Source organism: Mesorhizobium sp. M0040 (assembly GCF_040323505.1).
In the GTDB taxonomy this organism is placed as follows: Bacteria; Pseudomonadota; Alphaproteobacteria; order Rhizobiales; family Rhizobiaceae; genus Mesorhizobium.
This window is the reverse complement of record NZ_JAMYVA010000012.1, coordinates 58,723-82,112: the sequence shown is the minus strand read 5'-3', so window position 1 is coordinate 82,112 and position 23,390 is coordinate 58,723. Positions and strand designations below refer to the sequence as shown.

The window sequence follows — 23,390 nt, the reverse complement described above, 5'->3', positions numbered from 1 at the left end:
AGGCAGCAGATTAAGCCAGCTTGGCCAGCAGCTTCATGAAAATGGCCGCTTCCTTGGCGGAAAGCGGCGCCAGCGTTTCCTGCGTAATCTCACGGGCAAGCGGAATCAGCCGCTCGATCGCGTCGCGCCCGTCGGCGGTCAGATTGACCAGCAGGCGCCGTTTGTCGACTTCGTGTTTGCTAAGTTCGACAAAGCCACGCGCTTTCAGCCGGTCGATGACGCCCTTCACGGTCGCCGCATCCATGGCGATCAGGCTGCCAAGCTGGTTCTGCGAGGTCTCGCCGACGTCGCGCAATTTGGCCAAAGCGGCAAATTGCGGCGGCGTCAGATCGGCGATGTGTGCGGCGAAGATCGAGACATGGCGCTGATGCGCCTTGCGCAGGATGAAGCCGACCTGCTCCTGCAAGCGATAGTCGTTTTCGTCAGGCTCCTCGGCCTCGACCAGCTTGAGCAGATTGTCCTCGGCGCTCACCGCAGCCCATCCCATGCCTTAATGTCCTTGGCCGCCAGCCCACCCATGCGGTCGTGCACGCGCGGGCCGCAGGTCATGGCGAGGCAAAACAGGATCTCGTCGGGACGGGGGCCATCGCTGATGCCGATTTCCATGGCATCGAAATGGCTGCGCACATAGGCGGCGTTGATGTGGCCGAGCGGCACATCGAGCCGCGCGCCGAAGCCGCCGACCTTCTTCGCCGAGGGCACGATCGCCTTGGCGTCGCCGAGCCGTTCGCGCATGGCATAGCCGCCCGGCACATGCCACAGCGCGCCATGCTCCAGCTCGCCCGCCATGCCGACGATGGCGCCCTTGCCGTAACCGTCGATCTGTTTGACGTCGCCGCCCAATGCGGCAATAAGCCTGTCGGAGAGCAGCAGCCCGAGCGGCTTCAAATCCTCCATGGCGCTCTGCAGTTCCTCGACGTAACGGCCGGCGAACGGGTTCTTGACCACAGCCATTGCCGCGGCACGGCGCCGCGGCACCTTCGCCACCGGCCCGCCTTCGTGAAAAATCTCTTCGGTCAGCACGGCGATCTTGCGGATCGGAAACTCAGGCATGAGCAATTTCCCTCTCTAAAACTTTATTGGCGAGCGCCATCGGACCTGCGATGCGCGCCTGACCGCCGAGGAAAAGCGCCGCGGCGGCAATCAGGCCGCGCCGCCGAAACTCCTCGGCAACGGCAAATCCGCCTTCCAGCGCAATAGCGATTTCAGCGGCGGAAAGCAGCCCCACGCCCTGCGTCACCAAACGGTCGCCGAGATCGCTGTCAGGTGCGAGATCGCGCGCCCGTACGCGCCTAACGGCCGGATGACCGGGCAGGTCGACGGCGTTGGCGATCAAGGTCGCGGCGGCATCGGCTTCAGCACCCGTTCGCGCCAGCACCGTGACCGCGTCGGCGATGCCCAGCGAAAAGGAGCGGCCGCGCCAGCCGCTTGTCGCGACACCGCGGATCCCGTCTTCGGGGCGGATCGTGAGACGATCTGCCAACCCATGACCTGTCCCGGCAATGGCAAGCGTCATCGACTGCCCGTGGCCGAGATAGATCGCGCTGTCGCCGCCATTGTTGACATAGGCGCGCTCGAGCCGGCGGCCGGCAAGCAGCGCGCCAAGCACTTCGTCGGCTACCGAGCCGGCGACGGCCGCCATCGGTGTGATGAATTGTTTCGCTAGCGGAACGACCGCCGCTTCCATGTGGCGCGCCGTCGGGCCAGCGAAAGCACGTGGCCGCGAGGCGGCCGGGCGCCGCAGTTCGGGCAACTCTTCGACCAGTTCGGGCAGGATTGTCTGGAAGCGCGCCACTGCCTGACGATATGCGGCGCTGCATTCACTCGCCTCGCCGAATGCCTCGACGATCAGGTCGATCGGCCCATGATTGAGGTGAAGCCTCCGGCCGTCCTCGAGCCAATGCGCCTGCGGGCCGTTCATCGCCCGGCCCCGTTTGCGGCCGCGCGACGCAACTGCGCCAGCGGCGGCCAGGGATTGTCACGGGGTGCGGCCGTGCCGCGGCGCGGATTGAGATATTCGCCGCCCTTGGCCAGGATATCGTCGACGCTGCGGATTTCGCCTTCGTAGCCGCCAAGCCTGACATAATCGTCGCGGCGCATGGTGAACTCGATCGGCGCCACCAGCGCCGGGGTCGGCACATAGCCGAAGGCGCCTTCCGGCACGCGGGTGACGTCGACCATCAGCGTGATGCCGCCGCCCGGCCAGACATAGACCGGCGCGCCGCCGACCGTCACATAGGTCGTCAAGCCCTGCACCGAGCGGGTCAGATTGACCGGGTTCTCGGTGACGCCGGCGCGCAGCGAGCCGCCGGCGCCGCCGACGAAAAGCACGGTGCAGAGCGCCGGCTCGCAATTGTCCTCGATCAGTTCGACCGACTTCCGCAGCCGCTCCGGGAACGGTTCCTGGACCGGCTTCAGTTCGTCGTCGAGCTCGTAATAGGCGAATTGCTCGCCGGTGGTCGAGACCATCAGCAGCGACATGCCGGGGCGCGCACCCTTTTTGGCGTTCCATTCACCAAGGATCGACAGCGGGTCGGAAATGCTGGTGCCGCCCCAGCCGAGGCCGGGCTCCGACACCTTGAAATAACGGCCCGGCGTCGAACGGCGGCCGATGATCTTGATGCCGGTATCCTGCCAGCCAAGCACCTTGCCGGCCTGATGCTCGGAGACGACGCCGGTGATGTGGTCATCGACCACCACCACCTCGTCGACAAGGCCGCGCCATTGGGTCGCGAACATGCCTATGGTAGCCGAACCGCAGCCGACGCGCATGCGCTGCTCGAGCTTGCCGTCGATGACCGGCGGCTTGCCGGCTTCGACGATGATGGTGGCGCCGCCGTCGATCACGAGTTCAACCGGTTTGCGGTTGCACAGGGCGAGCATGGCGTCGCAGGTGGCGCGCCCTTCAGCCTTCGAGCCGCCGGTCAAATGATGTACGCCGCCCAGCGACAGCATCTGCGAGCCGTATTCGCCGGTCGTGACATGGCCGATCGCCTCGCCTTGGGCACGGACCGTCGCCGTTTCGGGGCCGATATGACGGTCGGTGTCGATCTTCACCTTGACGCCGCAATAGGAGAAGATGCCCTCGGTGACGACGGTGACCAGATCGACGCCCTCGACCTCCTGGCTGACGATGAAGGGCGCCGGCTTGTAATCGGGATAGGTGGTGCCGGCGCCGATGGCGGTGACGAAGCGGCGGCCGGTGTTGACCAGTTCGCCGTCCCATGCCTCGCCTTCTTCGGCAAAGGGTACGATTGCGGCGCCGGTCTCGGCCGCGTGGTCGAGGATGGTCAGTGGATCCATCCGCACGATCCTGCCGCCAACATTGCCGTAGCGGTCGCAGGCGCCGGTGCGGCCATCGGCGATGTAGCACATGACCGGACAGGCATCGCAGCGGATCTTCTCGGCCACCAGCTTCTCGCCGGGATCGTGTGTCTCGAAGCGTTCGGCAAGCTCGCTCATCGGCGCGCCTCCTTGTCGAGGATGGCGGCGCGGATGCGGGTCGGCGTCGCCGGAATTTTGGTGACCAGCACACCGGTGGCGTGGCGGATGGCGTTGAGGATCGCCGGCGCCGTCGGGATCAGCACATGCTCGCCCAAACCCTTGGCGCCGAAGGGTCCTTCCGGATCCGGAACTTCTATCAGGATGGTCTCGATCGGTGGCACGTCGCCGATCGTCGGGATCAGATAATCGTGCAGGTTTTCGGTGCGGCCGGGGATGAATTCCTCCATCAGCGCCATGCCGATGCCCTGGGCGATGCCGCCCTCGATCTGGCCCTCTGCCAGTAAAGGGTTGATGGCCTTGCCGACATCGTGAGCGGCGGTGATTTTTATAAGCTTCACGGTGCCGAGCCTGAGGTCGACCTCCAGTTCGGCGATCTGGGCGCCATAGCCATAGACGGCATAAGGCTTGCCCTGGCCCTTGGCATCGAGCGGCAGCGTCGGCGGGTCGTAGCTTTCCTCGGCGCGGAAGACAAAGCCTTCGGCGTCTACCTTCAGCGAGGAAAGATCGATGCGGCGCGTCGCTTCGCCTTCCCAGATGCTCAGACTTGTGCCGTCCAGCGCAATCGCCGCCTTTTCCGAGACATTGGCGAAACGCAAGATCTCATCGCGCAAGGCGCGGCCGGCCTTTTCGGCGGCCTTGCCGGTGACGAAGGTCTGGCGCGAGGCCGATGTCTTGCCGGCGTCGGGGGTGATCGCCGTGTCGGCGCCTTTCAGCCGCAGCTTTTCAAGCGGAAGACCCAACGCGTCGGCGCAGATCTGCGCGATGACAGTGTTCGAACCTTGCCCGATATCGACCGCCCCCTGATGCAGCACGACTTCGCCCGATGCCGAGATGCCGACCTTGATGGTCGACGGATTGGGCAGCGAGGTGTTGCCGCAGCCGTACCAGCAAGAGGCGACGCCGACGCCGCGTTTTTTTTCGCTGCTGCTACGGGCGTTGAACGCGTCGGCGTCAGTTAGGGCACGCCGCCAATGTGAGCGCAGGGCCGCCAGGCAGTCGGCGATGCCGACGCCCGACTCGAGCCGCTGCCCGGTAACTGTTTCGGATCCGTTCCGAAGGCAGTTCTTCAGGCGAAAGTCGAGCCGATCCATGCCGAGCTTGTCGGCTAGCTCGTCATAGAGGGTCTCCTGCATGATCGTCGCCTGCGGCACGCCGAAACCGCGAAAGGCGCCGGCAATCGGGCCATTGGTGTGGATGGCGCGGCCTTCGGCGCGATAGTTCGGCGTCGCATAGGGGCCGGAGGCGTGCACCGGCACGCGGTTGGCGACCGTCGGCCCCCAGCTGGCATAGGCGCCGGTGTTGAAATCGCCGGCGAAGACCATGCCGGTGATGCGGCCGTCGGCATCGGCGCCGATGCTCGCTCTCATCAGAGCCGGATGGCGCTTCGTGGTCGAGATCATCGATTCGGTGCGGCTGTAGGCGAGCGCCGCCGGCCGGCCGGTTTTCATGGCGACAAGGCCGATGAGCGGTTGCAGCGAGACGTCGAGCTTGGAGCCGAAGCCGCCGCCGGTCGCGGTCGGCACGATGCGCACCTTTTCCGGGGCAAGGCCGAGCACTTTTGCCGTGTCGTCACGGTCCATATAGGGCGCCTGCGTGCAGGCGACGACGACCAGCGTGTCGCCGTCCATGAAGGCATAGCCGGCTTCCGGTTCGATATAGGCATGCTCGACATAGGAGGTGTCGATGGCGCCGGAAACGACGAAAGCCGCACCGGCAAGCGCGGCTTCCGGGTCGCCACGCTCGACGAAGCCGGAAGTGAGCAGGTTCGAGGGCCGGTTTTCATGGACCAGTTGCGCACCGCCGGCCTGCGCTTCGCCAGTTTCCAGAAAATGCGGCAACTCGGTCCAACTGCAAGGAAAATCGGCAAGGTCGAGATCGAGGATAGCCTCGCGTTCGCCGGCAACCAGCGCCACCGCCTCACCACGAAAGCGCGAAACCCCTTCGGCCAGCGCCGGCTGGTCGGCGAAGGGCGCGATGACGCCGAAACAATTCTTTCCCGGAATGTCGGCGGCGGTGAAGACGCCGGCAATGCCGGGACGGGATTTCACCCAGCGATCGAGATCGCCGAAGCTGAAGGCCGCATGATAATGCGGCGAGCGGGCCACCAGCACCGACAATGCGTCGGCCGGGAATGAATCACCGCCGAATTTTTCGCCGCCAGTGACTTTCGGAAGGCCATCGAGGCGGATCGGGGAGGAGCCGACGGCATGGCCAGAGGATGGCATGCGCTGATCGAGACCGTCGGCGTGGCGCCAAGCATCCATCACCGCGGTGACGATCTTGCGGTAGCCGGTACAGCGGCAGAGCACGCCGCCCAGTGCATCCTGCGTTTCGGCCTCGCTCGGGCAAGGCGTCCTGTCCAGGAGTGCCGTTGCCGCGACCAGCAGGCCGGGCGTGCAGGCGCCGCATTGCGCTGCGCCATGGCTGAGGAACGAAGCCTGCAGCGCCGACAACCGGCCATTGGCGAGGCCTTCGACGGTCGTCACCACGGTGCCGGAGGCGGAAGCCGCGGGCATCAGGCAGGCGCAGACCGGCTCGCCGTCGACCAGCACCGTGCAGGCGCCGCAATCGCCGGCATCGCAGCCGATCTTGGTGCCGGTCAGCCGCAGTTCGTCGCGCAACACCGCGGACAGCCGCCGCACCGGCGGCACGCAAACGCTGACGGCGGCGCCGTTGACTTCGAAGGCGATGTCGGCGCGCTCCATGCCCATCAGGCGGCCGCCCTTTCGTCGGGAACAGCGCCCATCGCACCAAGCACGGCGCGGGCGACGATCTCGCGCGCAGCGTCCAGCCGATATTCGGCGCTGCCGCGCACGTCGCCGATTGGCGACAGCTCGTCCATCGGTGCGGATTGGATCGCAGTGGCCAGCGCGTGGCCGACGGGCCGGCCGCGTAGCGCCGCCTCGACACCCGCCAGGCGCCTGGCGACAACCGAGCAGGAACCGACGGCGACGGCCGCGTTCCTGACCATACCATCTTCGACGGCCAGGCGTGCGGCGGCCATGGCGATGGAGATGACGAGATATCGCCGCGCGCCGAGTTTCACGAAGGCGGAGCTGCCGGCGGTCGCGGGTTTGGGAATGCGGATTGCCGTGACCATTTCGCCGGGCTGCAGCGCGGTGCGACGGTTGCCGAGGATGAATTCTGCAAGGGGCAGATGCCGGGTCGCCACAGCGCAACGCAGTTCGACTTCGGCATCGAGCACCAGCAGCGCCGGCACGCCGTCGGCGGCCGGCGAGGCGTTGCAGAGATTGCCGGCAATCGAGGCAACGTTCTGGATCTGCACCGAGCCGACTTCCCGCGCCGCCTGCTTCAGCGCGTCGAAAGCCGCCGGCAGAGGATGGCGGACGAGATCGGTCCAGGTGGTGCGCGCGCCGACGAGCCAATGGTTTTCGGCTTCGGCAATGCCGCGCAATGCCACCAGGCCATTGATATCGAGGACATTGTCGCGGAAAGGCTTGCTGCCCTGTGCCGGATAGAAGTCGGTGCCGCCGGCGAGGATGCGCCATTGCCCTTCGCCCAGCAAAGCGAGGGCATCGTCGACCGTGGTGGGTTTTGCGTAACGGATCACGCTTTGCCTTCCCAGAATGGGCTTCCCGAGGGGGGATCCTGCCGAAAGATTTTCCCGAGCATTCAAGGCAGGAAATTCATTCGTATGCAAATGATATCAAGCCGGCAGGAATTGTCAAAGCCAGAGTTTGCACGGCTGTTGGCACCGGTGCACCCGGAACGCATTTGTTATGCCATGAGAGGTTGACGCAGCCGGCCATCTGGTCAAGTTTCTGCGTCCGGTCGCGTTTTCATTGGAGCCTAAGCTCAAGACCAAGAAAATAAGGAGGCTCCATGGCCGACGAAGCGCTTGTCGTTATCGACCTGCAGAACGATTTCTGCCCGGGTGGCGCCCTTGAAGTGGCCGGTGGCGACGAAATCGTGCCGTTGGTCAATGACCTGATCCGGCGGACCGAGCACGTCCTGCTGACGCAGGACTGGCACCCTGCCGGCCATTCGAGCTTTGCCTCCAGCCACCCCGGCAAGCACCCGTTCGAAACGATCGACGTGCCTTATGGCCACCAGACGCTGTGGCCGGATCACTGCATCCAGGGCAGCCTGGGATCGGATTTCCATTCGGGCCTCGCCTGGAGCAAGGCCGAGCTGGTGATCCGCAAGGGGTTCCGTCCTGCGATCGACAGCTATTCCGCATTCTTCGAGAACGACAGGACGACGCCGACCGGCCTTGCCGGCTACCTCCGGGATCGGAACATCGAGACGCTGACCCTGGTCGGCCTGGCGACGGATTTCTGCGTCGCCTTTTCGGCGCTCGACGCGGTCAAGCTCGGTTTTGAGACATCCGTGCGGCTCGACGCCTGCCGCGGCATCGATCTCAACGGCTCCGTGGAGAGGATGCTGGGCCGGATGCGCGATGCCGGCGTGACACTGATTTGAACGTCATCCAGCCGAACCTGACAGACTTTTGAGGGGCTTCATGCGGTTTGCGGCGTTGACGGCAAGTGCTGCACTTATTGCAGCAATCTTTTCTCCGAGAGCGGTTCTCGCGGCCGAAGCGCACGAATTGCCGGGCGCCGCCATGTCGCTTTGGTGGGTGCTGCCGTTTGCCGGGCTATTGCTTTGCATCGCGACCGGCCCGCTGCTGTTCCATCATGCTTGGGAGCACCATTACGGCAAGATCGCTGCCTTCTGGGCAGCGTTGGTGATCGGGCCGCTGGCCATCGCCTTCGGCATCCCGTCCGCCACGCAGGCGGTGCTGCATGCGCTGCTCACCGAATACATGTCGTTCATCATCCTGCTGTTTGCGCTGTTCACCATTTCGGGCGGTATCTTCGTTGCCGGCAACATACACGGCACGCCGCTGGTCAATGCCGGGCTGTTGCTGGGAGGGGCGCTGCTTGCCTCGATCATTGGCACAACCGGCGCCTCGATGATCCTGATCCGGCCGCTCATCCGCGCCAACGACAACCGGCGCTTCAACGCCCATGTCGTCATCTTTTTCATCTTCCTGGTGTCCAACATCGGCGGGTCGCTAACGCCGCTGGGCGATCCGCCGCTGTTCGTCGGCTTTCTGCGCGGCGTCGATTTCTTCTGGACGACAGTTCACCTGCTGCCCGAGACGCTGTTCGTCGCCGGCGTGGTGCTGGCTGTTTTCCTGGCGATCGACATCATCATGCATCGCCGGGAGGAAGGCGCGCCGAAGATCAAGGATCCGACGCCCGACAGCAAGGTGCGCATTCGCGGCCTGGCCAACATCCCGCTGCTGGCTGGCGTAATCGCCGCGATCCTGATTTCCGCTGCCTGGAAGCCGGGAGTGAGTTTCTCTTTTCAGGGCGTCAGCCTCGAGCTGCAGAATCTGGTGCGCGACGCCGCCATCCTGATACTGGCCTTCACTTCGCTTGTCGTCTCGCCGAAGGAGTTTCGCGGCGCAAACGCCTTCAGCTGGGGGCCGATTGCCGAGGTGGCGAAGCTGTTCGCCAGCATCTTCATCTGCATCGTGCCGGTCGTCGCCATATTGCGGGCCGGGCTCGACGGCGCGCTGGCGCCGTTGGTGCTGCTGGTCAGTTCGCCGACCGGCGCGCCGGACAACCTTGCCTATTTCTGGCTGACCGGAGCGCTGTCGTCCTTCCTCGACAATGCGCCGACCTATCTGGTGTTCTTCGAGCTGGCTGGCGGCGATGCGCAGCATCTGATGACCGAGCTCGCCTCGACGCTGGCGGCGATCTCGGCAGGCGCGGTGTTCATGGGCGCCAACACCTATGTCGGCAATGCGCCGAATTTCATGGTCTTTGCCATTGCCAGGCATCGCGGCATCAAGATGCCGAGCTTCTTTGGCTATATGGCATGGTCGGGCGCGGTGCTGATCCCGACATTCCTGCTTGCCGGCTTGCTGTTCTTTGCCTGATCATCCGACGCCGACATAGCGACGGACCGCCGAGGGATCGGAACGCAGTTCCTCGACATCGACCGTCTCGCGGTTGCGGCCGTTTTCGATGAAACAAACGCGGTCTGCGACCGACAGCACCGCATCGACGCGCTGCTCGACAAGAATTGTCGACACGCCAAGCGCACGCAGCTTCGACACGGTTTCGCGGATCTTGGCGATCATCGACGGCATCAGCCCTTCGGTTGGTTCGTCGAGCAGGAGCACCTGTGGTTCCAGGCACAGGGCGCGGGCCATGGCCAGCATCTGCTGCTCACCGCCGGACAGCGTGCCGGAACGCTGCCTGAGGCGCTGGCGCAGCAGCGGAAAAAGATCGAGCACGTTTTCGCGCGTCGCCTTGCCCTTGTTGCGGGCCATCAGGCCGATCTCGATGTTTTCAGCCACCGTCATCTCGGCGAACAGCCGCCGGCCCTGCGGCACGTAGGCGACGCCGGCCTTGGGCACCTCGTGCGCCGGCAAGCCGGTCAATTCTCGCCCTTCGAGCCGGATCGAGCCTGAGCTTACCGGCACCAGGCCCATGATTGCCTTCAGCGTCGTCGTCTTGCCGGCGCCGTTGCGGCCGAACAGGCAGAGCACTTCGCCCTCGTTCAAGACAAGATCGAGGCCATAGAGCACCTGGACCTCGCCATAGAAGCAGTCGACCCCGGAGATCGTCAGTGCCTTGGACTGGGCCTCAGCCATGGGTCGTCCCCAGATAGGCGTCCTGCACCGCGGCATTGGCGCGGATCTGCTCGGGCGTGCCTTCAGCCAAGATCCTGCCGGCGTTGAAGACGGTGATGCTGTCGGCGAGTTGCATGACCACCGGCATGTTGTGCTCGATCAAAAGCACTGTGGCGCTATCGGCGATCTCGCGCACCAGCTCGATGAAGTTGTCGATCTCGCTGTCGGCCAGGCCTTGCGTCGGTTCGTCGAGGATCAGCAGCCGTGGCTTCAGCGCCAGCCCCATCGCCACTTCCAGCAGGCGCTGGTGACCGTAGGACAATTGCCCGGCCGGCATTTGAGCGCGATCGGCAAGGCCGGTGCGCTCGAGCGCCGCCATGACGCCGGTGTGAACCGCGCCCTTCGAGCGGCCGTCGGTCAGCGTGCGCTGCACCGGCAGGGCAACATTGTCGTAGGCGCTGAGATTGGCAAAGACGCTGGTGATCTGGAACGTGTAGGCGATGCCAAGGCGAACCCGGGCGTAGGCAGGCAGGTTGGTGATGTCGGCGCCGTCGAAGACGATCATGCCCGACGAGGGCTGGATGCGGCCGCTGACCAGGCTGACGAAGGTGGTCTTGCCGGCACCGTTGGGGCCGATGATGGCGCGGATCTCGCCCGGCATCAGCGCGAAGTCGACGCCGTCGACGGCGCGCAAGCCGCCGAAACTGCGCGACAGGCCTTTGGTGGTGAGCAGCGGCATCATGGCAACCACCCGAGCCAGCGCTGGCGGATGCTGCCGAGAATGCCTCTCGGGAAGAACAGCACCAGCAGGATGAGCGCTATGCCGACGATCAGCAGATAGGCCGAGGTGTAGCCGCTGGCGACATCGATGACATAATACATGAACAGCGTGCCGATCAGCGGACCGAGCGTGGTGGCGGCACCGCCCAGCAGCACCCAGAGCAGCGGCAGGATGGAATATTGCACCGAGGCGAAGCTCGAGCCGACATAGCCGAACAGCAGCGCATAGGCCGCGCCGGAAGCCGCGCAGATGCTGCCTGAGATGACGACGGCGGCGAGCTTGTTGGAAAATGTATCGTAGCCAAGCATTTTGGTCCGCTCTTCGTTCTCGCGGATCGCGACCAGCACGCGACCGTAGCCGGAGCGGACTATCGCCAGGCTTATGAGCAGCACGATCGAGAACAGTGCCAGCGCGCTCATATAGCGCACGGTCGGGTTGGTGAGGTCGAGTGACGTGCTGCCCAGGACAAGGACACGCATCGGCTGCGGCACGACCATGCCCTGGTCGCCACCGGTCCAGGCAGCGAAATAGAGGATGACGAGATAGAATACCTGCGCGAACATCATAGTGACGATCATGAAGGCGACGCCGGAGGTGCGCAGCGCCAGCAGCCCGATCGCCAGCGCAAGCAGCGCGCCGCAGGCAAGCCCGGCTGCGAAGGCGGCCGGCACGCTCCAGCCGAGATGGATGACGGCAAGGCCGGCGCCATAGAGCCCGGCTGAAAAGAACATGGCATGGCCGAGGCTGAGCAGCCCGACATAGCCGAACAGCAGATTGTAGCCCATGGCGAAGACCGCCAGCACCATGATGCGGGCGAGCAGGCCGTGATGGTATTCCGGCAGGACGAAGCTAAGCCCGAAAAGCAGGGCGATGACGCCGAGGTGCAGCGCATATGGCTTTGCCGGCGAAGCATCCTTCATCGCGATGTCGTCCCGAACAGGCCCTGCGGCCGGAACACCAGCACCATGGCGACGAGCAAGGTGGCGATGATCTTGGCCAGCGTCGGTGAGAAGAACACCGAGATGATGCCGTCGGAAAGGCCGATCAGCACCGCGGCGACGACCGTGCCGCGCAGCGAGCCGAGGCCGCCGATGATGACGACGATGAACGACAGCAACAGCGGGTCCTGTCCCATCAGATAGTGGGCCTGGCTGATCGGCACGATCAGCACCGCGGCGACAGCAGCCAGCATGGCGCCGAGCGCGAAAACACCGGCATAGACTCTGGTCACCGGGATGCCGAAGGCCTGCGCCGTCTCGCTGTCATATTGCGTGGCGCGCATGACGAGGCCGATTTTCGTGCGCGTCAGCACCAGCCAGGTCGCGACCAGCAGCAGCGCCGATGCGGCGATGATTGACAGCTTGTACCCGGAATAACCGAACCACGGCAGGAGAATGCGGTAGCTGAACGGCGGCTCCACCGGCCGCGCCTCCGGGCCGTAGAAGGTCAGCGCCAGTTGCTGGATGATGTAGAGCATGCCGATGGTGGCGACGATGGTGGCTTCCGGATTGTAGTTGAGCCGGCGCAGCACCAGCCGTTCGGCGAGCAGCGCGATCAGGCCGACGATCAGCGGCGCCAGCACCAGGGCGGCCAGGAAGCCGAGCGCCGGATGGCCGGATATCGCCGTTGAGATCGCCCAGGCAAGCACCGCGCCCAGCATGAAGAACTCGCCATGCGCGACATTGACGACGCGCATGACGCCGAACACCAGCGACAGGCCAAGCGCCGTCAGCGCCAGCACGGCGGAGGTGACGAGGCCTTCGAGGGCGGCGAGGAGAAGGTGGGGTCCGAAGTGCATCGGCTAAGCACCGGCGGATGCGCGAAGCACCCCCCTCTGGCCAGAGGGGGGTATCTTGGCGCTCACGCTTGCTGCAGCAGCCAAGCTCACAGCGTCTGCGTCGTGTAATCCCCCTCAGGCTCGTAGAGGCCGTCCTCGATCTTGGTCTTGTGGACGACATTCAGCCGGCCGCCTTCAACCTTGGAGATGTTCTGGATGCCAAAGCACTGGTGGATCTTGCCGTTGAAGGTTTTCGGCCCTTGCGGGTGCTCCGGCCCCTCGGCGAACTCGGTCAACGCCTCGGTCGCCTCGACCAGCTTGGCGCGGTCTTCCGGGCCCTTGTAGCCGGCATCCTCCATCGCCTTCTTGACGACGTAGAGCGTTTCCCAGCAGCCGAACATATGCGCGGCGGTGGAGACGTCCTTGGGGTCGCCGACAGCAGCACCGTTGTCGTCGATGCCGACGGCGGCGCGGTAGGCCTTCTGTGCGGGGGAATCATCGGGCTGCGCGTAGCGCGGCGAACCTTCCCAGAAATGGCTGCCGTCGAGGAATTCGAGGCCGGGGCTGTTGATGTCGGTAGCTTCGAGCGAATCGATGAAGCCGAACAATTGTGGCCGATTGGAGCCATAGAACTCGCCGAGCTCCTTGACGAAGGTGAGCACCGCCGGGCCGACCATGACGTGGTAGATCACCTCGGTCTCTGCGGGGATCTGCGGGAAATATTTGGTGAAGGAGGATTCCGTCGGGGGGATGGCGATCTGGGCGATAACCTCGGCGCCTTGCGCCTTCAGGGCCGGCGGAAGGTAGTCGCGATGGTCGTAGCCGAAGGCGAAATCGGGAAATATCTGCGTCACCTTCTTGCCGGCATTGGCGGCAATCCACGGTGCCATCGACTGGATCTGGCTCTTCACATCGGTGATGCCGGGCTGGAAGACGTAGCGGTTCAATTTGGTCGAGGCGACGTGGTGGCCTTCGCTGACAACGAAATAGGGCATCTTGGCCTCGCCGGCGGCCGGCGCCGAGCCGATGACGACATGCGAAAACAGCGTGCCGTAGACTATATCGGTCTTGTGCTGAGAGGCGAACTTGCCGACGACTTCGGCGCCCCGGCCGGGATCGGTGCCGTCATCCTCGATGATCACGTCGACCGGCCGGCCGTTGATGCCGCCGGCTTCGTTGATCGCCTTGACGGCAGCCGCTGTGGTCTTCTCGTACCAGCGGCCATAGGCGGCGCCGATGCCGGTGCGGTGCGATTGGAAGCCGATCTTGATCGGCGCCGAGCTCTGCGCCTGGCTGTAACGCACGAAACCCGGCGCGACGGCAAGACCGGCGCCGGCGGCAAGGCCCTTCAGCGCCGTGCGGCGGGTGAGAGCGGATCTGGAGAGATCGAAAAACCCATTCTTGTCAGTCACGGCAGTTCCCCTTGTTTTTGAGCTTTGACCAATGGCTGTAGCAGGCAGGCCACTCTTGTTAAGAGGGGCGAAAATTGCATGTGTACAAACTAAATCACCAAAGCTCTGACGTGGCAAGCGAGCTTTCCCCAAGGTTCGATTGACGGGCATCGCACACCTCGTTCATCCGGCGCTCGGCGTCGCAAGCAGCCATAGGCCGAGGACGGTGTAGGCGATCATCAGCACGGTGAGCGGGAACTGGCTGACCGCGGCGCGAGCCGGAATGGCGTGCAGCCGCCAGGCCAAGCCATGGGCGACAAGCACAGCAAGCATGTGGCCGGCTATGATGACGCCGGCCTGGAGGTTCCACAGCCACCACGCCGAACCGGCACCGGCGACGACGCCGGCTTCAATTGACATGTCGGCGGTACCGAACAGGTTCCAGCCCAGCGCAAACGGGTCGGAGAGAGCGGCAATCACATATTGGCCGTCGACCAGCAGCGCGGTCAGATAATGCGCGAAGTGGTAGGCGAGCGCGATCGGTACGATCGACCAGACCAAAAGCCCGGCGGCGTGACCGAGCGAATGCTTGCTGCCGGCAAGGTTCTGGCCAAGAAAGACGGCGAGCGCGAACACGGCCGCAAGCACGGCAAAAGTCATCACAAGGCCGAAGCTGCCGATGCCGATCAAAGCGGTGCGTCCCGGAAATTCCAGCGGATTGATGCCGAACCAGCCTAGCCAGAAGAAGGTTTTCGACAGGCCGTCGAAGGACACCGACGACAGCGCAAGCAGCAGGAAAGCGACGCCGCTGAGCGGTAGCGGCGCGGCAGCGAGCAGCTTGGCGCCCGGCCAGCAGAGTTTTAGCCGGCCGTCTCCACTACGTTCGACGATGGCGAAGCGCGCCACCATGGAAAAGAACACGGTCAGGAACTCACCGCGCAGGGTCCAGTCGCGGTAGCCGAAGACCTGCATGGCGGCGAAGCTCAGCAGCCAGTAGAGGCCGGCGGCCCAGGCCAGCCGCGCCGGATCGTCGGGCGCAGGGTCGATCAGCTCGAACCAGGCGAAGGCGAAGAACAGCAGGAAAGCCGGCCAATAGCCGAGCCGTTGGGGGAGCAGATACGGCTGCGTTCTGCCGGACAGGCGCGAGACGACGCGGCACGGCCCGTACCAGGGATTGAGCCATGACCATAGATCGCCGCCGAGCCCTTGCAGCAGGGCCAGGCCAACCCAGAGCAATGTCCATACGGTCAACGGCAGCGGATTGGAGAGCGGATCGCGGCTGCCGAAGAGGCCGGCGGCAATGAGGATTGCAAAGCCGGCAAAGGATGTCAGGCCGACGGCAGTCCGCGCGCCGTCGCCGAAGGTGAACAGCGGCAGGCGCTTGCGCCAGAAGCGGTCGAGGGAGTCCGGCGGTAGTAGCGCCAAGACAAGGAAACTGGCGGCAACCGCGAGCGCGCCGCCGGCAAGGTAGTAGCGGGTGGGAAGGAGCAGGACGTGGCCGCGGTCGGAGGCGTGGGCGAAGGCGGGCGTGGATGGGAATGCCAAGAAAGCGACGAGGCCGGGAAAGGGCCTGATTGCAGAAATGCAGCGCTCTACGGCGCCCCCCTCTGTCCTACCGGACATCTCCCCCTCAAGGGGGGAGATCGGCGATTCCGCCGTTCGCTCTCCTTCTGCAACTTTAGCGATTGGCGAAAGCAGCAATGAGGGCGCAATCTCCCCCCTCGTGGGGGAGATGTCCGGCAGGACAGAGGGGGGCGCGAAGGAACTCATACTACGCAAGAGTTCCCCTACCTCACACCTTCACCAACTGCTCCACGCGGTCCTTCTGGCCGAAGATGCGCAAATAGCGCTCGATCTCTTTCTCGTCGCCTGTCGACTTGGCCGGATTGTCGGAAAGCTTGACCGCCGGCCTGCCGTTGGCTTCGGTGACCTTGCAGACCAGCGAGATGGCGTCTAGCCGGTTGGTCTCGGTCGGCGCGCAGCCCTCGAAATCGTTGGTCAGGTTGGTGCCCCAGCCGAAGGACATGCGCACCTTGCCGCGGAAGTGGCGGTAGGTTTCCTCGATGGTCTCGACCTCCAGCCCATCCGAGAAGATGAGCAGCTTCTGCTTGGGGTCCTTGCCCTTTTCGCGCCACCAGGAAATGATTTTCTCGCCGCCTTCGATCGGCGGCGCGCTGTCGGGGCGGAAGCCGGTCCAGTCGGCGACCCAGTCCGGTGCGTCGCGCAGGAACGCCGCGGTGCCGAAGGTGTCCGGCAGTACGATCAGCAGGTTGCCGCCGTAGTAGCGCTGCCAGTCCTGCAGCACGTTGTAGGGCGACTGTTTCAATTCCTTTTCCGAATTGGTGAGCGCGGCGAACACCATCGGCAGTTCATGCGCATTGGTGCCGAGCGCCTCGAGATCGTTGTCCATGGCGAGCAGCACGTTGGAGGTGCCAGTGAAGGCCTCGCCGATGCCCTCCTTCAACGCTTCGACGCACCAGCGCTGCCACAGGAAAGAATGACGGCGGCGGGTGCCGAAATCCGAGATGCGGATGCCGGGCAGCGCCTTCAGCCGCTCGGTCTTGGCCCACATCTTGGCCTTGGCGCGGGCATAGAGCACGTCGAGCGCGAACGGCCCGAACGCCCGCATGGCCGCGCGAGATCGAAGTTCATTGATAATTGCCAGCGCCGGGATCTCCCACAGCGTCGTGTACATCCACGGACCGCTGAAGGCGAGTTCGTATTGGCCGTCGCGCTTGGAAAGCTCGTATTCGGGCAGCCGGAAATTTTCCAGCCAGGCGAGGAATTCCGGTTCGAATATCTGCTTGCGGCCATAGAAGGTGTTGCCGCCGAGCCAGATCATCTCTTTCTTAGAGAAGCGCAAGGTGCGGGCATGGTCGAGCTGCTCGCGCAGCTCCGTCTCATCGATCTCCTCGGCAAGGCGGACCGAGGTGGTGCGGTTGATCAGCGAGAAGGTGGCGTCGACCTTGGGATACATGCCCCAGATCATCTGCAACATCAGAAGCTTGTAGAAATCGGTGTCGAGCAAGCTGCGGACGATCGGGTCGAGCTTCCAGGTGTGATTGTAGACGCGCCGCGCTATATCGGTCTTTGCCATCGCTCAATGCGCCTTCGCTGCTCGCTCTAGCTTTTGTCTAGCGCAATTCCGGACGGAAAACCGCTGCGCACTTTTCCTGGAATTGCTCCAAATGCCTCTTAGCATCGAATTTTTGAACGCGCCTCCCGCTTTGCGGGCTGGCCCGACAAAAAGAAGCCCCTGCGGCAAGCGGCGCCTACGGCAGTTTCGGCCTCAGGATGCGGTCTTGGCGCCGACCACCTTGAGCGCTGGGCGCTTGCGGCGAATGCCGATGCGGCCTGCCACCGGCGCGTCGGCGCGGCGGTCGGCCTGCTCTTTCTCGGCAAACAGCCAGTCGATGAACAATTGCACGATCGGCGCCGACCGCATCTCGTTGCGGCAGACGACGTAGAAATCGTCGACGGCCGGCACGGAAAGACTGAACGGGGCGACAAGCAGGCCCCTGGCGAGCAGTCCGCTTGCCGTCACCGTGTCGCCGAGCGCCACGCCATGGCCGTGGACAGCGGCCTCGGTCGCCATGCGCGCGTCGCCAAGATGGTGGCGGCGGCCGCGCTCGAGGTCCAGCGCGTCAGCGGCGGCCAGCCAGGTGTGCCATTCGCGGCCGTCGTCGCCATGCAGGAAGACGTGATCGGCGAGGTCGCGGACGGTGCGGATCGGGCGGTTGTTGATCAGCGTCGGGCTGACCACCGGGAACAGTTCGAGGCCCGACCATTTGCGCATCCAGCAGTCGGTCCAGCTGCCGTCACCATAGTGCACGCAGACATCGATATGCGGTGCGCGGACGTCCTTGGCATCATTGGATGGGATCAGCGTCAGCCTGATATCCGGATATTGCGAGGTGAAGCTGCCCAGCCGCGGGATCATCCACAGCAACAGTAGCGCCGGCACGCAGGATACAGAGAGAACGCCGGTGCTGGCCGGCCTCGTCATGCGCTGCGTGGCGGCGGCAATGCCGTCGAAGGCGGTCGACACCGCCGGCAGCAACTCGGCGCCGTGCGGCGTCAGCTTCACCCGCTGACCGGCACGCTCGAACAGCTTGACACCCAACGATTGCTCGAGCGCCTTGATCTGATGGCTGATGGCGCCGTGGGTGACGTTGAGCTCAGCCGCCGCCTTGCTCAGCGAGGCGTGGCGCGCCGTCGCCTCGAAGGCGCGCAGCGGGTTGAGCGGTGGCAAACGCTTGGCCATTTGGACCCCAGGCTCTGTGAGATTTTCTCACAGATAACACACTAACAATATCAATTGATTTTTCAATGCAGCTACGGGACACTTTGCCAGGCATTGCATCAAGACGTGAAATCTGCAGACAGCCGACGGCTGCGGCTATCGGGGCCGCCGTCCGCGCCGCACCAGCCATGGAGGACCGACATGGGTTACGACCGCGGCAAGCTCGAAGCGTTGCGCCGCAAATACGGCGAGAGCCATGGCGGCGAAATGTTCGACCCGAAATTCCAGCGTGTCGCCGACAAGATCTTCTCCAAGACCGGCACGCGACTGGCGCCCTATTCCGGCATCCCGACCTTCCTTGCGGCGCCCTATCGTGAAATCGCCGCCGACAATCCGGATTTCGGCGATCTGCAGGTGGCGATGATCGGTGTGCCGATGGATCTGGGCGTCACCAACCGGCCGGGCGCCCGTTTCGGGCCAAGGGCGCTGCGCGCCATCGAGCGCATCGGCCCCTACAATCATGTGCTGGAATGCGCACCGACGCATGAGCTGAAGGTCGCCGACATCGGCGACGTGCCGTTCCAGAGCCGCTACCGGCTGGAGACCAGCCATGACGACATCGAACGCCGCACCAACCAGATCGTCGACGCCGGCGTCCTGCCCTTGTCTGTCGGCGGCGACCATTCGATCAGCCACCCGATCCTGAAGGCTGTCGGCAAGAGGGCGCCGGTGGGCATGATCCATATCGACGCGCATTGCGATACCAGCGGCCTGTTCGACATGACCAAGTTCCACCATGGCGGGCCGTTCCGCAACGCGGTGCTGGACGGCGTGCTCGACCCGAGCCGCACCATCCAGATCGGCATTCGCGGCTCGGCCGAATATCTGTGGGAGTTCACCTATGAGTCCGGCATGACCGTCGTGCATGCCGAAGAGGTGACCGGCCTCGGCATTCCCGCAATTATCGAGAAGGCGCGCAGGATAGTCGGCGACGGCCCGACCTATGTCTCGTTCGATATCGACAGCGTCGATCCGGCCTTCGCGCCGGGCACCGGCACACCGGAAGTCGGCGGGCTGACGACGCGCGAAGTGCTCGAGCTGCTGCGCGGCCTGAAGGGACTCAACATCGTCGGCGGCGACGTCGTCGAGGTGGCACCGCAGTACGACGCGACCACCAACACGGCGCACGCCGGCGCGCAGGTGCTGTTCGAGATCCTCAGCCTGATGGTCTTCAGCCCGGCAATCACCGGCAAGGCGGGCTGACACGCTCGACCATGATCCGGAAAGTGGGAACCGGTTTTCGGAGAAGATCATGGTCCAGTAGAGAAGGCGGCCGCCGCGCTGGAGCCGGCGGCCGGACTCAAACAAACAAGCTTCCAGCAGGGGAATGACAATGACGCTTCACATGAAGACACTTCACATCAAGCTAAAATCAACCTTCGCCGCCATGCTGATGTTCGGCGCGGCCAGTTTCGGTTTCACCCAGGCCGCCAATGCCGACGCGATCGACGACATCACCAAGGCAGGCGCGATCAATGTCGGTATCTTTTCCGACTTCCCGCCCTTCTCCTCGGCCAGCGCCGACATGAGCATCAAGGGCTACGACATCGACGTGGCGCAGTTCATCGCCGACCAGCTCAAGGTCAAGCTCAATCTGGTCAGCGTGACCGGCCAGAACCGCATCCCGTACCTTACCGACAAGCGCGTCGACCTGCTGATGAGCGTCGGCTATTCCAAGGAGCGTGAGCAGGTGATCGATTTCGCCGCCGCCTACGCGCCCTATTACATCGCCGTCATCGGCCCGGCAGCTCTTGCGGTCAAAGGCAAGGAAGACCTCGCCGACAAGTCGATCGCCGTCAATCGCGGCACGCTGGAGGATACCTCGCTGACCGAGGCGGCACCGGCCTCGGCCGACATCCGTCGCTTCGACAACTATAATTCCGTCATCCAGGCCTTCATTTCGGGCCAGACCCAGCTGATGGTGGTCGGCAACGATGTCGGCGCCCAGGTGCTTGCCCGCCAGGAGGAACTGAAGCCGGAGCAGAAATTCCAGCTTCTCACCTCGCCCTCGCATATCGGCCTCAACAAGAAGGAAGACCGCCTGAAGCAGGCGGTCAATGACGCGGTTGCCAAGATGCTGGCCGACGGCAAGCTGGACGAAAGCTCGAAAGCCTGGCTGAAGACGCCGCTCGATCCCGCCAATCTCAAGGATTGATGGCCGGTGAGCTATAGCCTCGACTTCGGCTGGCTTGCCGGGGCGACAGGGGCGATCGCGCGCGGCGCGGCCACGACGATCCTGTTGATCGCCGTGACCACGCTGGCGGGAACGTTGCTCAGCATCCTCGGCGCCGCAGGGCGGCGGAACGGTCCGCTCCTGCTCAAGCGGGCGATCGGCGTCTATGTCGAGGTGATCCGCAACACGCCGTTCCTGGTGCAGCTATTCTTCATCTTCTTCGGGCTGCCCAGCATCGGCGTCAGGCTCGATCCGGTGCTGGCAGCCATGCTGGCGATGACGCTCAACATGGCCGCCTATACGATCGAGATCGTTGGCGCCGGGCTCGACGCGGTGCCGCCCGGGCAGACGGAAGCGGCACTGGCGCTTGGGCTCAGGCCGCGCCAGGTCTTCATCAAGATCGTGCTGCCGCAGGCGCTCAAGGTGATCTATCCGGCGCTGACCAGCCAGATCGTCATCATGATGCTGGAATCCGCCGTGGTATCGCAGATCGCCGTTCGCGAGCTGACCTATGAAGCCGATATGCTGCAGGCGCGCACGTTCCGGGCTTTCGAGACCTATTTCATCGTGACGATGGTCTATCTCATCCTGTCGATTGGGCTGCGCCGGCTGCTGGTCGGCGGCGGGCGCCGGCTTCTCGGAGCCGGCGTGTCATGATCGAATTCACCTTCTGGGACATTCTGCGCAACCTGCTGCTGGCGGCGCGCTGGACGGTGCTCTTGTCGCTGGCCGCCTTTGTCGGCGGGGCCGTGGTCGGCATGATCGTGCTGTTCTTCCGGATCGCCAAGAATAAATGGGCGCGCCGGTTTGCCTCCGGCTACATCGCGCTTTTCCAGGGCACGCCGCTGCTGATGCAGCTCTTCCTGATGTTCTTCGGCTTGCCGATGCTGGGCCTGCGCATCGAGCCGTGGACCGCGGCGGTGCTTGGCCTGACCTTCTTTGCCAGCGCCTATCTCGCCGAGATCTGGCGCGGCGGCGTCGATGCACTGCCGCGCGGCCAGTGGGACGCCGGCGCCAGCCTCGGCCTGCACTATCTGCAGGAACTCCGGCTGATCATCTTACCTCAGGCGTTTTCGATCACCCGCGCACCGACCGTCGGCTTTCTGGTGCAGCTGATCAAGTCGACCGCGCTGACGTCGATCATCGGTTTCGAGGAGCTGGTGAGGACATCCAACGCGATCAACAATGCGACCTTCGAACCGTTCAAAGTCTATGGGCTGGTAGCGCTGATCTTCTTCGTCATGTGCTTTCCGCTGACGCAATACGCACGTTCGCTCGAGCAGCGGGCGGCGGCCCGCTGAGCGGGCGACCAGCAATTCAACGCCCGAATACCAGCGGCGGCGCGATCCTGTCACGCCGCAGCCAGCGCACCAGCAGGAGTGCCGCAACCACCGCCAGTCCCGACGACAGGCCGATCCAGATGCCGACGCCGTTGAAGCTGAAACGAAAGGCTAGCAGCACGCCGAGCGGCAGCCCGACGCCCCAATAGCCGATCGCGGCATAGATCATCGGCACCTTGGTGTCGTGCAGGCCGCGCAGCATGCCGCTGGCGACCGCCTGCGCACCGTCAAAAACCTGGAACAGCGCGGCAAAGGCGAGGAACGACACGGCAAGCGCCACCACCTCGGCATTAGCCGGATTGCCCAGATCGATGAAGGCGCCGATCAAGAGATGCGGCCACAGGATCATCACTAGCCCCATCAGCGCCATGAAGGAGACACCGACGACATAGGCGGTCCAGCCAGCCCGGCTGACACCTTCCGGATTGCCGGCGCCGTGGGCAAGTCCGACGCGCACCGTCACCGCCTGGTTGAGGCCGAGCGGCACCATGAAGGTGATCGAGGCGATCTGGATGGCGATCGCATGGGCGGCAAGCGAAGCCGCATCGATCAGGCCCATGAGAAAGGCCGCCGCGTTGAAGATCGTCACCTCGAACGCCAGCAGGCCCGCGATCGGCAGGCCGAGCCGCAGCAGGCCCTTGAAGCGCGGCCAATCGGCGCGCCAGAAGCGTCCGAACAGGCGATAGCGCCGGAATTTCTTCTCAAGCATCACCACCGCCGCCATGCCGGCGAACATCAACGTGCTGGACAGAGTGGTGGCGAGGCCGGAGCCGGCGATGCCCATCGATTGGATGCCGAGATTGCCGAACATGAACAGCCAGTTGAAGAAGGCGTTGCAGGCGACGGCAACGAAGACGATGATCAGCGCCCAGCCCGGCCGCTCCAGCGCCGAAATGAACGAGCGCAGGACGATGTAGCCGAAAAAGGGCAGCACCGCCCATTCGAGCCAGCGCAGATAGATGCCGGCCTGGTGCGCCAGCGCCGGTTCCTGACCCATGGCCAGCAACACGCTCTCGCCGTGCCAGAGAAGGGCCCATATCGGAATGCAAATGAGGATCGCCAGCCACAGACCCTGGCGCACGGTGCGGCGCAGGTCGCGCACCGAGTGCCGGCGACGGCCGAGCTCGGTCGCCATCATCGGCGAGGTCGCAAGCATCAGGCCGAGCCCGAAGATGAGCGGCATGAAGTAGAGGTTGGCACCAAGCGCACCGCTGGCCAGCGTGTCCGCCCCCAGCCGCCCCATCATCATGACGTCGGTAGCGGTCATCGCGGTCTGGCCGAGATTGGTCAGCACCATCGGCCAGGCGAGCGCCAGCATCGCCCTGATTTCCCGACGCCAAAGGTTTTCCGGCGCGCGAGCGTCGGCTTCGATCGCAGACATTCTAGTTTTCCGCCTATCCGATTGCGGCACGTCAGCAAGAGCCGGAAGCCGCGTCTCAGCGCGGAAAATGGCCAAGATCGGCCGGATTCCGCATTACGACGGGTTTGTCTATCAAATGGGCACCGGTGGC

The 23,390-nt window shown here is 64.3% G+C and carries 21 protein-coding genes; 6 read left to right on the top strand and 15 right to left on the bottom strand.

The window, feature by feature from the left end:
* Positions 1-10: 10 nt before the first annotated feature.
* Genes NKJ91_RS13510 through NKJ91_RS13485 form a run of 6 tightly spaced genes read right to left on the bottom strand, consistent with a single transcriptional unit; the run spans position 11 to position 7,075 of the window.
* Entirely contained in the window at positions 11-472 is a 462-nt protein-coding gene (locus NKJ91_RS13510) for a MarR family winged helix-turn-helix transcriptional regulator (protein WP_352456012.1), read from the bottom strand.
* The gene (locus NKJ91_RS13505) at positions 469-1,053 is read right to left on the bottom strand and encodes an amino acid synthesis family protein (RefSeq protein WP_023676966.1); all 585 of its coding nucleotides are present in this window, start codon (positions 1,051-1,053) and stop codon (positions 469-471) included. The genes NKJ91_RS13510 and NKJ91_RS13505 overlap by 4 nt, the downstream gene beginning before the upstream one ends.
* Positions 1,046-1,921, bottom strand: coding sequence for a UPF0280 family protein (locus NKJ91_RS13500; RefSeq protein WP_352455944.1), 876 nt, complete (start codon positions 1,919-1,921; stop codon positions 1,046-1,048). Before NKJ91_RS13500 ends, NKJ91_RS13505 begins: the two co-directional genes overlap by 8 nt.
* Positions 1,918-3,462, bottom strand: coding sequence for a 6-hydroxynicotinate reductase (locus NKJ91_RS13495; RefSeq protein WP_352455943.1), 1,545 nt, complete (start codon positions 3,460-3,462; stop codon positions 1,918-1,920). Before NKJ91_RS13495 ends, NKJ91_RS13500 begins: the two co-directional genes overlap by 4 nt.
* On the bottom strand, positions 3,459-6,215 hold the full coding sequence (locus tag NKJ91_RS13490) for a molybdopterin-dependent oxidoreductase (protein WP_352455941.1): 2,757 nt from the start codon (positions 6,213-6,215) through the stop codon (positions 3,459-3,461). The genes NKJ91_RS13495 and NKJ91_RS13490 overlap by 4 nt, the downstream gene beginning before the upstream one ends.
* Positions 6,215-7,075: an FAD binding domain-containing protein gene (locus NKJ91_RS13485; protein WP_352455940.1), complete on the bottom strand. Its 861-nt coding sequence runs from the start codon at positions 7,073-7,075 to the stop codon at positions 6,215-6,217. The genes NKJ91_RS13490 and NKJ91_RS13485 overlap by 1 nt, the downstream gene beginning before the upstream one ends.
* A gap of 272 nt (positions 7,076-7,347) precedes the next feature.
* Between NKJ91_RS13485 and pncA the strand changes: the two genes are divergently transcribed.
* Positions 7,348-7,947 (top strand): bifunctional nicotinamidase/pyrazinamidase, encoded by a 600-nt coding sequence (gene pncA, locus NKJ91_RS13480; RefSeq protein WP_023676971.1) that lies wholly within the window; start codon positions 7,348-7,350, stop codon positions 7,945-7,947.
* A gap of 40 nt (positions 7,948-7,987) precedes the next feature.
* Entirely contained in the window at positions 7,988-9,415 is a 1,428-nt protein-coding gene (locus NKJ91_RS13475; RefSeq protein ID WP_352455939.1) for a sodium:proton antiporter, read from the top strand.
* Here the strand turns inward: NKJ91_RS13475 and NKJ91_RS13470 are convergent, their stop codons facing one another.
* The 8 genes from NKJ91_RS13470 to gcvA form a co-directional block, all read right to left on the bottom strand.
* Complete coding sequence (locus tag NKJ91_RS13470; protein WP_352455938.1) at positions 9,416-10,135, bottom strand: ABC transporter ATP-binding protein; 720 nt, start codon at positions 10,133-10,135, stop codon at positions 9,416-9,418.
* A complete protein-coding gene (locus NKJ91_RS13465; RefSeq protein WP_352455937.1) occupies positions 10,128-10,856 on the bottom strand; it encodes an ABC transporter ATP-binding protein in 729 nt (242 codons plus the stop codon). Before NKJ91_RS13465 ends, NKJ91_RS13470 begins: the two co-directional genes overlap by 8 nt.
* Complete coding sequence (locus NKJ91_RS13460) at positions 10,853-11,815, bottom strand: branched-chain amino acid ABC transporter permease (RefSeq protein WP_352455936.1); 963 nt, start codon at positions 11,813-11,815, stop codon at positions 10,853-10,855. The genes NKJ91_RS13465 and NKJ91_RS13460 overlap by 4 nt, the downstream gene beginning before the upstream one ends.
* Positions 11,812-12,693: a branched-chain amino acid ABC transporter permease gene (locus NKJ91_RS13455; RefSeq protein WP_352455934.1), complete on the bottom strand. Its 882-nt coding sequence runs from the start codon at positions 12,691-12,693 to the stop codon at positions 11,812-11,814. The genes NKJ91_RS13460 and NKJ91_RS13455 overlap by 4 nt, the downstream gene beginning before the upstream one ends.
* A gap of 86 nt (positions 12,694-12,779) precedes the next feature.
* Entirely contained in the window at positions 12,780-14,084 is a 1,305-nt protein-coding gene (locus NKJ91_RS13450; protein WP_352455933.1) for an ABC transporter substrate-binding protein, read from the bottom strand.
* Positions 14,085-14,246: 162 nt separating this feature from the next.
* Positions 14,247-15,686, bottom strand: coding sequence for a hypothetical protein (locus NKJ91_RS13445; RefSeq protein WP_352455931.1), 1,440 nt, complete (start codon positions 15,684-15,686; stop codon positions 14,247-14,249).
* A 169-nt stretch (positions 15,687-15,855) separates the two neighbouring features.
* Positions 15,856-17,160, bottom strand: coding sequence for a nicotinate phosphoribosyltransferase (gene pncB, locus NKJ91_RS13440; RefSeq protein WP_254815847.1), 1,305 nt, complete (start codon positions 17,158-17,160; stop codon positions 15,856-15,858).
* Positions 17,161-17,352: 192 nt separating this feature from the next.
* A complete protein-coding gene (gcvA, locus tag NKJ91_RS13435; protein WP_023676980.1) occupies positions 17,353-18,327 on the bottom strand; it encodes a transcriptional regulator GcvA in 975 nt (324 codons plus the stop codon).
* 180 nt (positions 18,328-18,507) lie between these two features.
* Here gcvA and speB point away from each other — a divergent pair, with 180 nt between their 5' ends.
* The 4 genes from speB (at position 18,508) to NKJ91_RS13415 (ending at position 21,840) form a co-directional block, all read left to right on the top strand.
* A complete protein-coding gene (gene speB, locus NKJ91_RS13430; protein ID WP_352455929.1) occupies positions 18,508-19,569 on the top strand; it encodes an agmatinase in 1,062 nt (353 codons plus the stop codon).
* A gap of 130 nt (positions 19,570-19,699) precedes the next feature.
* On the top strand, positions 19,700-20,521 hold the full coding sequence (locus tag NKJ91_RS13425) for a transporter substrate-binding domain-containing protein (RefSeq protein WP_352449471.1): 822 nt from the start codon (positions 19,700-19,702) through the stop codon (positions 20,519-20,521).
* A gap of 6 nt (positions 20,522-20,527) precedes the next feature.
* Positions 20,528-21,196: an amino acid ABC transporter permease gene (locus NKJ91_RS13420; protein ID WP_352449472.1), complete on the top strand. Its 669-nt coding sequence runs from the start codon at positions 20,528-20,530 to the stop codon at positions 21,194-21,196.
* Positions 21,193-21,840: an amino acid ABC transporter permease gene (locus tag NKJ91_RS13415; RefSeq protein ID WP_023722520.1), complete on the top strand. Its 648-nt coding sequence runs from the start codon at positions 21,193-21,195 to the stop codon at positions 21,838-21,840. Before NKJ91_RS13420 ends, NKJ91_RS13415 begins: the two co-directional genes overlap by 4 nt.
* 16 nt (positions 21,841-21,856) lie before the next feature.
* On the opposite strand, the gene NKJ91_RS13410 is transcribed toward NKJ91_RS13415, so the two are convergent.
* Positions 21,857-23,260: an MATE family efflux transporter gene (locus NKJ91_RS13410; protein WP_352449473.1), complete on the bottom strand. Its 1,404-nt coding sequence runs from the start codon at positions 23,258-23,260 to the stop codon at positions 21,857-21,859.
* Between the last annotated feature and the right edge of the window lie 130 nt (positions 23,261-23,390).